10 protein-coding genes are annotated in these 11,848 nt (G+C 45.7%); 5 read left to right on the top strand and 5 right to left on the bottom strand.

All coding sequences use genetic code 11. The features are described 5' to 3' along the window. Positions 1-29 precede the first annotated feature (29 nt). Positions 30-827, top strand: a complete 798-nt coding sequence (locus E7X56_RS01130; RefSeq protein WP_135604016.1) for an undecaprenyl-diphosphate phosphatase — start codon at positions 30-32, stop codon at positions 825-827. A gap of 242 nt (positions 828-1,069) precedes the next feature. On the opposite strand, the gene mtbA is transcribed toward E7X56_RS01130, so the two are convergent. From mtbA to pylS, 5 genes are all read right to left on the bottom strand, one after another. Next, the gene (gene mtbA / locus E7X56_RS01135; RefSeq protein WP_135604018.1) at positions 1,070-2,101 is read right to left on the bottom strand and encodes a methylcobamide:CoM methyltransferase MtbA; all 1,032 of its coding nucleotides are present in this window, start codon (positions 2,099-2,101) and stop codon (positions 1,070-1,072) included. Positions 2,102-2,308: 207 nt separating this feature from the next. Continuing rightward, positions 2,309-3,088: a 3-methylornithyl-N6-L-lysine dehydrogenase PylD gene (gene pylD / locus E7X56_RS01140; protein WP_135604021.1), complete on the bottom strand. Its 780-nt coding sequence runs from the start codon at positions 3,086-3,088 to the stop codon at positions 2,309-2,311. A 12-nt stretch (positions 3,089-3,100) separates the two neighbouring features. Further along, a complete protein-coding gene (gene pylC, locus E7X56_RS01145) occupies positions 3,101-4,183 on the bottom strand; it encodes a 3-methylornithine--L-lysine ligase PylC (RefSeq protein ID WP_135604023.1) in 1,083 nt (360 codons plus the stop codon). A gap of 1 nt (position 4,184) precedes the next feature. Beyond that, a complete protein-coding gene (gene pylB / locus E7X56_RS01150; RefSeq protein ID WP_135604031.1) occupies positions 4,185-5,225 on the bottom strand; it encodes a methylornithine synthase PylB in 1,041 nt (346 codons plus the stop codon). A gap of 22 nt (positions 5,226-5,247) precedes the next feature. Next, positions 5,248-6,489 (bottom strand): pyrrolysine--tRNA(Pyl) ligase, encoded by a 1,242-nt coding sequence (pylS, locus tag E7X56_RS01155; RefSeq protein ID WP_135604033.1) that lies wholly within the window; start codon positions 6,487-6,489, stop codon positions 5,248-5,250. A 511-nt stretch (positions 6,490-7,000) separates the two neighbouring features. Here pylS and cobD (E7X56_RS01160) point away from each other — a divergent pair. The 4 genes from cobD (E7X56_RS01160) (at position 7,001) to E7X56_RS01175 (ending at position 11,828) form a co-directional block, all read left to right on the top strand. Beyond that, on the top strand, positions 7,001-8,497 hold the full coding sequence (gene cobD, locus E7X56_RS01160) for a threonine-phosphate decarboxylase CobD (protein WP_210409215.1): 1,497 nt from the start codon (positions 7,001-7,003) through the stop codon (positions 8,495-8,497). Positions 8,498-8,559: 62 nt separating this feature from the next. After that, entirely contained in the window at positions 8,560-9,165 is a 606-nt protein-coding gene (locus E7X56_RS01165; protein ID WP_135604035.1) for an NTP transferase domain-containing protein, read from the top strand. Positions 9,166-9,339: 174 nt separating this feature from the next. Continuing rightward, positions 9,340-10,836, top strand: a complete 1,497-nt coding sequence (gene cobD / locus E7X56_RS01170) for a threonine-phosphate decarboxylase CobD (RefSeq protein WP_135604037.1) — start codon at positions 9,340-9,342, stop codon at positions 10,834-10,836. Further along, positions 10,833-11,828, top strand: a complete 996-nt coding sequence (locus E7X56_RS01175; protein WP_135604039.1) for a cobalamin biosynthesis protein — start codon at positions 10,833-10,835, stop codon at positions 11,826-11,828. Before cobD (E7X56_RS01170) ends, E7X56_RS01175 begins: the two co-directional genes overlap by 4 nt. Positions 11,829-11,848 lie beyond the last annotated feature (20 nt).

Below are 11,848 nucleotides of genomic sequence, written 5' to 3' on the forward strand. Positions count from 1 at the left end.
TATGTAGCTATGTTTCATAATATACACGTATGCTATCCCTTTTTGAAGCCGTTGTTCTTGGTATTGTTCAGGGGACAGCGGAATGGCTGCCCATAAGCAGTGAAGGTATGACCTCCCTTGTAATGATCAATTTTTTTGGGAAAACACTTTCTGAAGCTATTCCTATTTCCATATGGCTGCATATGGGAACTTTGCTGGCAGCAACGGTATATTTCAAAAAGGATGTGTTTGCGATCCTTTCAGGGCTTCCTGGCTATTTTCAAACCTTTTCTTCAGGTGGTCAACGCGATCCCATCATAAGTTTCCTCATAATTTCTACGATGCTTACGGGTATTGTCGGCTTGCCTCTGGTGCTGCTCGCAACGGACCATTCTGAAATCAGTGGTGCATCAGCAACAGCTCTTATTGGTGTCATGCTGATCGTGACCGGTATCCTTCAGAGGACTGCGTCCCGTGGCGTCACAAAAAAAAGTATCCCTGGTAATCCGGATTCTTTCATCACGGGAATCCTGCAGGGATTTGCAGCAGTACCGGGTATTAGTCGTTCCGGTATCACAATGTCTGCTCTCCTCCTGCGCAAGTTCGATACGGAAGATGCCATAAAACTGAGCTTTCTAATGAGCATCCCGGCTGTCCTGGCAGCGGAGATTGGTATAGGTCTTATGGGTGCAGTTACACTTGACATCTATTCTCTGGTAGCTCTGTTCTTCTCGTTCGTTTTCGGGCTTATTACAATAGATGTTTTCCTTAAGGTTGCAAAAATAGTTGATTTCTCTTACTTTTGCATTGGTCTTGGCATCCTCAGTGTGTTGGCACTTTTCCTCTGATTTTGATCATTTAAGCTCTTTAGTTCCGACTGGATGCCGAAGATGGTCCCGTTTTGATTTTGAAGGATGCAGATAAAAATGGAATGAAAGCTGGATAAGCTCAGGGTGAAGTTCTGAACCGAATAAAACCAGAGCAAAAACTCAAACAGAATAAATCCGGGGTAGAATAAAAACCGAACAGAATGAAGTTCAGATCATAAATGAATTAAAAAAAGAAATTAAAGAAAAAAAGAATTGGACAATTAGTATGTCCAGTTCTTTGCAGCTTCGATCATTGCCTGAAGGTTCTCGGTTGGGGTCTGGCTTACGATACCACAGCCAGGTGCGAGAAGTCCCTTGCCATCGAGTTCCTTGAGTACTCTTTCGGATTCTGCTTTGACGTTTGCGACGTCTGTGTTCCAGAGGCAGTTTACAGGGTCGAGGTTACCGACGATGAGTGTCTTCTCTACCTTGCTGACAGCTGTTGCTGCGTTAACGTTCTGGTCGATACTGATCGCGTCTACACCACAGGTCTCCATGAGTGCAAGACCTTCGGTTGTGTCACCACAGATGTGGAGTACAGCTGGTACACCACGCTCGTGGAGTGCGTCAATGAGCTTCTGATGGAATGGTACTACGAACTTTGCGTAGAAATCTGCACCGATAAGTGAGTAGCTTGCGGTTGGGTCAATGATGGAGAATACACTTGCACCATTGTCGACCTGTGCGAGTGCGTATTTGATTGAGAATTCTGTTGTGAATTCCATGATCTCAAGACCGTATTCCTCCTTTGTCATGATGTCCATGAACCAGGAGTCGCCGGTGATGTGCTGTGCAAGTGAGAAAGGACCGATCATACTTCCGATGATTGGGAGCTCTTCTCCATACTTGTCAGCGAGGATCTTGATTGATTCGAGGACGACGGAGGTTCTCTTGCTTGAGTCTGTGACATCGTATCCTTCGAACGGCTTGAGGTCATCCAGGCTGTTTACAACGTGTTTGATGACGGATGGCTGCTGTACCTTTGTACCATCCTTGATTTCACAGCCGAAGAACTCTGCTTCTGCGGTGATGTCGAATGGGACACGGATCGCTTCGAATCCGACAACTGTGTGTCCAGCTTCTGCAAGTGCAGCAAGCTGTGCAGCATCATAGTTTGCTTCTGGCCAGAATGTGTTTACTGCTTCCATCTGGTCTACAGTTCCGGTCTGTGTGACACAGACAGCTGGCATCCTGTCGACTTTCTCTCCATTCATTACGCGGATTAATCTTTCCTTTGGTGTGTATTCGGACATTTACATTCTCCTTTATACTAGATCCTTTATAATCACTAAAAAGGTACATACGCTATGTATTTGCAATATATATACCTTTTTGTTTGGTAAAAATCACTTGCAATAGTCGCATTGGACAAGTATTATGGATTTATTTTGGTGATTTTTGTTATGGTTTCAGCAAACATTTCTTCCCGCCAAAACACATCCACTTTTTTTACAATTATCTTAGAAAACTGAATAAAGCATTGCTGCCACTCCAATTACCAGTGGTTCCATGACAAGGTCGATGTCATACTTCTCAACAAGTTCATCCGGCAGGGCGCATGGGATGCCGGGCGTTGATACAAGACAGCGTTCTGCGATCATTCCTTCTGATATGGTATTCGCATTTGGTGTTGCCTCAAAGACCATCGAGAACTTCCTCGGGCTCTCAATATCAAAGGCCTTCACACCAAGTTCTTCTATTGCCTTGCTCATGAACTCGGTGTTCGGATCACATGCATATACGTTGAATCCCTTCTCGACAAGGTGTGACGCACCGGCATAACCTACACGTCCAAGACCTATCACCAGTACATCCTTCGAATCGGTGTGTTTATATCTTGAAGCTATCTCCGAATAGATCACGCCGGTACATACATGGTTGGTTGCTATCTTACCGTTCCTCAGGTTGTGGGCAATGAAGATGTGGTCATCTGCCATCAGTATGATGTCTGCACCATTTGCCACTGCCTGATGGTATCCTGTTATGTCGGGATGCTCAGTAATAAAACCTTCAAGTCCGAAATATTCGGTTATTGCAAGCAGGGATGATGAGAAATTTCCGATGATACCGTTGCCGGACGTGATGGGTACGATCCCCACCTTCCGGGAGTCGGGGGTAGTGCCATAGACGGCCTCGCATATCTGTGCGATATCCATCCCGGTGGCTTCTTTGATGATGTTATTGTTCATGTTGAGTTTGTTCAACAGGTCTTCCAGGTCTTCAGGTGTCAATAGTGCCATAGTGATTACCTCTTAAAATCCATAATGTTGTCCGACATATGCAATTCCTCTGTTACGTGCGACTTGTGCTGCATCTTCATCGATGCCCCTTGAGATGAGGGTGAACACAGTGTCCTTCCCATCGGACCTGAATATTTCAAGTCCGTTCTCCTCATGGAATAGGCCATAGCTGTCTCCCATGGACAGGACGTGTTCTCCAACGGGCACAAGTTCACCATCTTTCAGCAATAAGTGCTCAAAGATACAGTATCCTTTTTCAGGTGCCTTTTCGATCTCAGTTACACCTTCAGTGAATGCCTGCATCAGCATTTCTACAAGATTGATACCACTTGAATGGTATACTGCCGTTGGTGTCTGGCTTGGGAACCGGGCATCGATCTCGAGAACTTTAAGTCCCCTGTCGGAAGCGATCGCCTCTACATCCATGATCCCTTTCAGGTTGAGATTCGCGGCAAGCTGATATGATATCTGCCTGAATTCCGGGTCGTGGGCGATAGGCGTTATCATATGACAATCGTAGGTGTCATCGATATGCACCTTTGTTTCCTTCACCACAACAAAATGCTTACCATCACCGATGATCTCCAGTGATACGACATCACCTTCCAGATATTCTTCGATCATCATGGACAGGTCGATCCCTTCAAGTCCACTGTCATCGTAAATGATACTGGTTCCGATGCTGCTGCTTTCACATGGCGGTTTGACAAAATATGGTGGTTGGGATGGTCTGTCATCCGGAGTTGGTACTCCTATGGATACAAAATATTCCTTTGACCTGTTTTTGTCCATGCTGATGTGGTATGCATCAAAATCAAAAAGAACGGGACAATCCAGCTTGCTGCTGATATCCCTTATGAAGTTCAGGGTATTAAGGTTCTCATTTACCGGTATTATGGCATCGACATCCCTTGAGATGCCGATAAACCTTTCCGGTTCCTGAATTACGTCAAAACAGAAGAATCCGTCAACAACATTGCGGATAAGGGGCTTCTCGTTCCGGTCTATCAGAACAACATTCATCCCCGCTTTCCTGGCAAGATAGCTCACTTCGAATCCCTGAAGCTTGCCTCCTATTAAACAGATCGTCGTCATCCTATCGCCCCAACAACTTCTCGAACTCACTTTGTTCAGCGGGTTCCATACCCATTGTCTTCAGTCTGGCGATAACGCTCTTAACATCCCTGTCCCTTTCGGCATGTTCCCTGTCGTAGTTCACGACACCTTCAAGAGATGAATTGGAAGATATTATGGATGTGACAACGTTTGCTCCTGCATTTAACCTGTGGACCATTCCATCGATCCCTTCAAGGTCAAGTGATGCCGGAATAAGCTTGTCCGGGTAGAGCAGGCGCAGTATGGATATGATCTTCAGCTCTGATGAGCTGTCCCTTACTTCCTTTCCTTCCAGCGGTGTTCCCTGTTGCGGGAGGAATGTCATCACACGCACCATATCTGGGTTTGATGTTGCTAATCCTCTTAATGATATGATCGTGGACTCAATATCCGGTTCTACTTCTGTGAGAATGCCGTCCTCAACACAATAGCCGATCCTCTTGGCATGGTTCCTTGAATTGATCCTGCCTTCAAATGATTGTTCGACCCTTAATTGCTTGTACAGTTCCATGTCATAGGTTTCCTGATACAGGGCAAGGAAGTTGGCACCGTTGTCCTTGAGCATTTCAAGGGTATCGTTGTCAACAACTCCGGGGGATATCATGATCGGTTTTCCCACTTCTTCCTTTACGGTCCTGACAAATTCTACCAGTCGCTCCGGTTTGTTGTGGAAGTATGGGTCTTCTCCCATTGTGAGGTCGACCATGTGTACATTTTCGGTCTTGATCACCTGGCAGATCTTCCTGATGTCCTCTACGCTAAGACGGTATCTATCAATTTCATTGGCATTTCTATAGTAACAGAATGTGCATTTGTTCTTGCAGTATGTAGAAAAGTACACAAAGCTGTACATGAACACCTTATTTCCGAAGAAATGGTCCCTTATGTATCGTGCCACATAGTACAGTTTTTCAATTTCATCAGGGCTTTCAGTCTCAAGAAGGCTCCTGATATCATCATCGGACAATTGTGACCCGTCTATGATCTGCTCTGCATAATTGTCAAGGTCTTCATTATCCATGTTATTAAACAAGATGTTCACCTCACAGATTAGTATTGATCCCGTTGTAGTACAGTTCAGACCTGCTTGCACGGCGTATGTTGGTGTAGTCATGCTTTACCTTAAGCAATCTTTCCAATCCGAAACCTGCTCCGATCCATGGTTTGTCAACACCCCATTCCCTGTCAAGCGGGATAGGTCCGACAACTGCTGAGGAAAGTTCCAGGTCACCATGCATGATGTCTATGGTATTTCCATAGACCATGCAGTCATCTGCCTCGATCTTATACTCTATGCCCAGATACTCGAGGAACTCGCTGATGATCCCTTCAAGGTTTTCCCTTGTGCAGTTGGATCCCATCTGGCAGAAGTTCAGCATCGTGAACTCTTCCAAGTGTCTGCTGCCATCGGATTCCTTGCGGTAGCATGGTCCTATCTCGAATATCCTTATGGGGTCCGGAAGTACTTTGTCCAGCTTGCGAAGGTAATTGTACAGGCAGGGTGCCAGCATTGGTCGCAGGCACATGTTGTCTCCCACTCGGAATATCTGTTTGTAGAGATGATCGTCCTTATCGATACCCATTCTTTCAACATACTCGAATGGTATCATTATCGGGGATTTGATCTCAAGGAAACCTCTTTCCACGAAGAACTCGGTTATCGTCCTTTCAAGCTTACCAAGACGATCTTCCCTGTCCTCTTTATACATCGATATGAGGTCTTTGCGCCGTCTTTGGATCAGTTCCTTCTCAAGATCCCTGAACTCCGGCAATTCGCCCTGCACCGGTATCTTGTCATCAGGCGCCATCAATGTCTTCAGCCTCTCGATCTGGGAAGGTGAATATTTCACTTCCGGTTTGTTGTTATCTTTTGCTCCTTTGTTGTCAGGTGTGTCAGGGGCTGCTTCACTTGCATCTGTCGGAGTTGGTGTAGAAACTGAAACGGATTTAACAACAGCTTGTTTTGGCTTCCTGGGAGTCGGCTTCTTTGAGGAGAACACACTAACGGTCTGTCCTCTCTCTTTGAAGGTCTTTTTGACAAAACGATCGATCTGTTCGTCACTTGGACGACAGCGCTTGCAAGGCTTGCGGTACTTATTGTTCCTGAGCGATCTTGCAGAACGACTGGATCTGGAATTCCTTACTGTAAACCGTGCCCCACACTCGGTTTCAATATGGATGTGATTCCTTGTGACCTCAAAGTCTCTTATCCCATGAAGTAATCCGCTTCGCGATAGCCAGACTCCGTTGAGCCCGACCAGAACATCCAGTAATTGCTTTTCCATAGGCCTATGCTCCTATTGCGAAGTACTTCATATTATCATCATCCTTTACTTACACCCGATGTCTGTCACATCATGGCGCTATATGTTTTAATGGAAAGCCATGTCCATCTGGCGGAAACTCCGGGAATCTAACCCGGCTGAACGGATTTAGAGTCCGTTCGATCTACATGATCAAGTCTCCATGTTGTGTATGATAAATGTTTATGGATACTCTGGCTTTCCTTACATATTCGTGGTGAACATTTGGTGGATATAACATCCAGTGACACCACTGATACACTCTCATTGATGGGTTCTATATTTAAGAATTTCGGATTAATTGTTTTTTCTGCAAATCATATCTGTGAACACTTGCAGTTGGTCAATTTTAGGATCTGGATGTAGGCTTGCTATAGATGCCGTTTCTCTTCGGAAAAGAAACTGGTCGGAAATGTAAGGTCGAAGTTTCTAAAGAAAAATTTACATAAATTAATATAGCTTTTGTTCATATCATAGCACGATTAATGTGACGATGAATCTGGAAGCTGAAAGAAGCTTACCTCTCAAAAAACATATCATAGATCTTGTGCCTGCATCGCATGGTGGTCTTGTGCGAAAGGCATCGCAGGAATACGGGATATCTGAGTCGGATATCATAGATATGAGCGCAAGCCTGAACCCTTTAGGCAGCCCATTCGATCATCCGGAATACGGTCTTGACCTGTCTTCTCTCTTTGCCGCTTCGAAGCCGGGGATGTATCACTATCCTGATAACCGTTATCTCCAGTACAAGGAGGCTGCAGCATCCTTTTTGGGTGATGGCATAAATGCCGTGAACATAGTTCCCGGTAATGGTTCATGCGAGACCATTCGTCTTGTTGCAGAATGTATGCTTGATACAAATGATACTGTGGGGATACCACAGCCAACTTTTGATGAGTATGAGCAGCAGTGCAGGATAATGGGTGCGAACATCCGTTATTTTGAGCACGAAGGCCTGATGGATATCTCCGATGAGGCATTGGATGACGTAAAGATCCTCTTTGTCTGCAATCCTAACAACCCTACGGGCAAATTGATACCCAGAGATGATATCCTTGACCTTGCAAAGCGTTGTGAGGCAAACGGTACTCTTCTGTTCGTCGACGAAGCTTTCATCGAACTTGCTGACCCTTCCCAGAGCGTGGCTGATGTGGCTGCGACAAATGATCATGTCTTTGTACTTCGTTCTCTCACCAAGAACTTTGCAATACCGGGCATCCGTCTGGGATTTGGTGTTGCATCTGAGAAGATGGCGCTTGCATTGAATACTGCAAGACTTTCATGGAACCTTGGTTCTGTTCCTGATGTTGTTGGTACGTCCCTTCTGGAGATGGAGGGCGGATGTTACAGTAAATACCTTGCACTATCCCGCAGTTTCATTGAGCAGGAGCGGGACTATCTTGTAGAGCGTCTTTCTGGCATCTATGGTTTTAAACCCCTTCCAAGCACTGTGAACTATGTTCTTGTTGACATCAGTCAACTTCTGATGGATTCAGTGGAGCTTACAGAACGGCTTGCATCCCATGGTATCCTTGTGAGGGATTGCAGTTCTTTCTATCTGCTGGATAATGATTACATAAGGATCGCAGTTCGCACCCGGGATGAGACCGATCTTCTGATCCAGGCCATTGGTGATGTTCTGACCGAGTCTGGAAAAGAGTATGCCGAGGAGAAATTAAAGCAGACCATCGAGTGTGCGGCATCCGGTGAACCTGCATCCAGAAATACCTGTGAGTATTATCCATGCCACTTCCCGGGTCAGGATTGCACCTTCTGCTTCTGTCCGTTCTATCCCTGTGAGGATTCCCGCACAGGAGGTCGCTGGATAGAAAGTACCACTGGCGGCAAGGTTTGGAGCTGTGAGGGTTGTACTATAATCCACAGGAAAGAAGTTGTACAGGATGTTCTGAAGATCCTCATGCGTGATATTGAGACCGAGGATAACCTGAAAGTAGCCTGGGAAAGAGTAATGGTTCCCAATCTTTGATCGGTTGTTCAGCTCTCTGATAAGAGTGTGTTTTCCGATCGCCTGTAATATGGAGAATTGAAATGGATGCTATCATTATGGCAGGTGGCCTGACGCAGAGGTTAGGTATGGAGGAGAAAGCATGTGTCATGCTCCTGGATAGGCCACTTATCAATTATCTTCTTGATTCCCTTCTTGGTGCAATGCATATCGACCGGGTATTTGTTCAGGTGTCTCCCTTTTCCCCGGACACTGAACGATGTGTGAAAGATACCTACCAGGGCAGGGTCTTAATTCTCAGGACCTCTGGCGACAATTATGTGGGTGATATGGTAAATGCCGTAAGGGATTCCGGGAGCACCGGTCCTGTGATGGTGTTGATGCCGGATCTCCCGCTGGTAACATCGGAACATATAGATATGATGGTAAAAGCCTATGATGAAGTTGGCTTCCCTGCCATGTCCGTGTACGCTCCCATTGGTCTGTATCGTGAACTTGGGTTGAGGCCGGGTACCGTTTTCAACAAAAAGGGTGAAATGCTTGTTCCTGTGGGGATCAATATCCTTGATTCAATAACTATAGATGTAGAACAGAAAGATACTGATTACCTTGTTGATATTCCTGAGATCGCTATCAGTGTCGATTCCGTGGAAAGTCTTCACAAATGTGAAGAAATGTTGTTGAGATGAACGTCTACTGTATTTGAATCAAACCAAACTGATTATCTTTATCTTTATTTCCTCTGGTTTACTTCAGAAATTTGTTGGTTACGGCATCGGTTTTAATTCAATCTCAGATTCCCTTAAAGAAACCTAAATTGAATAACTTAATATATTTGCTGTTCTTTACATTATTCGATAAGCGTGTCGTACAAAAAACAAATCCCTCTTAAAGATCATGTTGTAGAACTAGCCTGTCCTGCTCACGGTGGCCTTATACGCGAGATGGCTGGCCGTTATGGCATTCCGGAATCGGAGATGCTGGACCTGAGCGCCAGCCTTAATCCTCTGGGAAGCCCCTTTGATCATCCTTCAGGCGGTCTTGACCTTGATGATGTCATGGAACGGGCAGCACATAGATTTGGCCAGTATCCGGATAATCGCTATCTGGAATATCGTTCTGCAGCGGTCAATTTTCTGGGCAACGGACTTTCTGTTGATAATATTGTTCCGGGCAATGGTTCCTGCGAGATCATAAGGCTCGTAGCAGAAGCGGTGCTGGAACATGACGATATTGTGCTCATACCCCATCCCACTTTCGGGGAATATGAGCAGCAATGCAAAGTTGCAGGGGCAGATGTGCGCTATATAAAACAGGAAGAGGTCATGGGACTTTCGGACGATGTTCTTGAAAGTGCAAAGATCCTCTTTGTGTGCAACCCAAACAACCCGACCGGTGAATTACGCAAGAGAGAAGACCTTCTGGACCTTGCAGAAAGGTGTGCATTGAATCACACACTTCTTTTCGTTGATGAGGCTTTCATTGAACTTGCCGATGATCCGTCCCAGAGCATTGCTGATACGGTGGACAACAATGATCATCTGTTCATACTTCGCTCGCTGACCAAGGATTTTGCAATTCCAGGGGTCCGCATTGGTTTCGGTATAGCTTCAAAAAGGATGGCAGAAGCACTTAATACTGCAAGGCTTTCCTGGAACCTTGGTTCTATCCCCGAGGAGATCGGGGTGGCACTGATGAACATGGAAGGCGGATGTGACAGCCCTTATCTTGTTCAGTCCCGTGAGGCCATAAAGAAGGATAGGGACTATCTCATAGAACGTATCTCAAGGATACGCAAGTTCATTCCGATAGATACAAAGATCAATTACATTCTTGTAAACATAAGTGATTCGGTATTTGATTCGACCGATCTGACCGAACGTCTCGCTTCCCATGGGGTGCTTATCAGGGACTGCAGTTCATTCCCGTTCATGGGAAAGGATTACGTCAGGGTAGCTGTCAGGCCTAAGGAAGAGACCGACCGGCTTTCACGTGCAATGGGAAAGGTTGTTGTGGAAAAAGCACGGGAAAATGCAAGATCGGATCTTATCTGTATGCTTGAGAGCGGGAATGCAAAACCACAGGGTCCAAATACTGATTGTCCGTACTATCCATGTCATCATTTCCCTGGTCAGGACTGCACATTCTGTTTCTGTCCGTTCTATAAATGTGAAGATGAACGAACCGGGGGCAAATGGGTAGACCGCTCAAGTGGCGGCAAGGTCTGGAGTTGTGAAGACTGTGTTCTGGTACACCAAAAGGACGTGGTGGAAAAGATACTCAATGAGCTCTCCGGCGAAGGTAGTATGGAAGATAAATTGAAAAAAGCATGGAATAAGGTGATGGAGCCTCTCCTATGATAGAACCATTTCTTCCTGATGCCGATCATCTCATATCGGTGCTTCTCCTTGCAACTGCATTTGATCTGTTAATAGGTGAACCTCCGGTATCTCTGCATCCGGTGGTGTGGATCGGTAATGTCATAGCATTCTTCAAAAGATCGGCCCCTGATACCCATAGGAAGCTCTATGGTGTGTTGTTCGCCCTTATCGTTATACTGTTCGCATCATCGATTGGCTACGCTGTACTGCTGGTTGCAAACCTCTCTATACTGCCTGGTTTTGTGGTACTTCTTATTGAAGCGTATTTCCTCAAGTCCACTTTTGCCATACGCCGCCTTATAGAGGCTGCTATTGAGGTCAATACTGAGCTGGAAAAAGATGATCTGCCTTCTGCACGCAAGAAGTTGTCCATGTACGTCAGCAGAGATACTTCACAGCTAAGCGAAGGTCAGATATCTTCATCTGTGATCGAGACCTGCTCAGAGAACTTCGTGGATGGTATCTTGAGCCCGCTATTCTATTATGCGATCCTCGGCCCCTATGGGTTAATAGGTGCATACGCATTCAAGGCAGTGAGTACCCTCGATTCAATGGTAGGCTACATGGATGAGAAGCACAGGGATCTTGGATACTTCTCGGCAAAGACCGATGATGTCCTCAACTGGATCCCGGCACGTATTTGTGTTATTTACATTACTCTTGGATCTGTCCTTGCGGGAATGATCTCAAAAGGAAAGAAACTTGACCATGGTGGTGCGATCAAGTGTGCTACCAGTGACTGCCGTTCCTGCTCATCACCGAATTCAGGTTATCCGATGGCTTCTGTGGCCGGTGTGCTTGGTGTGCGCCTGGAGAAACCTGATACCTATGTGATCGGGAAGGACTTTTCCTTGCCTGTTGCAGAAGATATAAAACAAGCATCAGTGGTAATTGCTGCAGCCTCAATACTTACAGTAATTTCGTTTGCAGGCTTAATCTATATAATTTCAGTTATAATCAACTACATCTAATCATACCATATGAGTGATCA

The sequence above is a fragment of the Methanococcoides sp. NM1 genome, from assembly GCF_900774285.1.
In the GTDB taxonomy this organism is placed as follows: domain Archaea; phylum Halobacteriota; class Methanosarcinia; order Methanosarcinales; family Methanosarcinaceae; genus Methanococcoides; species Methanococcoides vulcani.

Excerpts from the sequence above, each read along its gene's own strand:
- E7X56_RS01130 (WP_135604016.1), top strand. The coding sequence starts at position 30 with ATGCTATCCCTTTTTGAAGCCGTTGTTCTTGGTATTGTTCAGGGGACA.
- mtbA (WP_135604018.1), bottom strand. The coding sequence starts at position 2,101 with ATGTCCGAATACACACCAAAGGAAAGATTAATCCGCGTAATGAATGGA.
- pylD (WP_135604021.1), bottom strand. The coding sequence starts at position 3,088 with ATGGCACTATTGACACCTGAAGACCTGGAAGACCTGTTGAACAAACTC.
- pylC (WP_135604023.1), bottom strand. The coding sequence starts at position 4,183 with ATGACGACGATCTGTTTAATAGGAGGCAAGCTTCAGGGATTCGAAGTG.
- pylB (WP_135604031.1), bottom strand. The coding sequence starts at position 5,225 with ATGGATAATGAAGACCTTGACAATTATGCAGAGCAGATCATAGACGGG.
- pylS (WP_135604033.1), bottom strand. The coding sequence starts at position 6,489 with ATGGAAAAGCAATTACTGGATGTTCTGGTCGGGCTCAACGGAGTCTGG.
- cobD (WP_210409215.1), top strand. The coding sequence starts at position 7,001 with ATGAATCTGGAAGCTGAAAGAAGCTTACCTCTCAAAAAACATATCATA.
- E7X56_RS01165 (WP_135604035.1), top strand. The coding sequence starts at position 8,560 with ATGGATGCTATCATTATGGCAGGTGGCCTGACGCAGAGGTTAGGTATG.
- E7X56_RS01175 (WP_135604039.1), top strand. The coding sequence starts at position 10,833 with ATGATAGAACCATTTCTTCCTGATGCCGATCATCTCATATCGGTGCTT.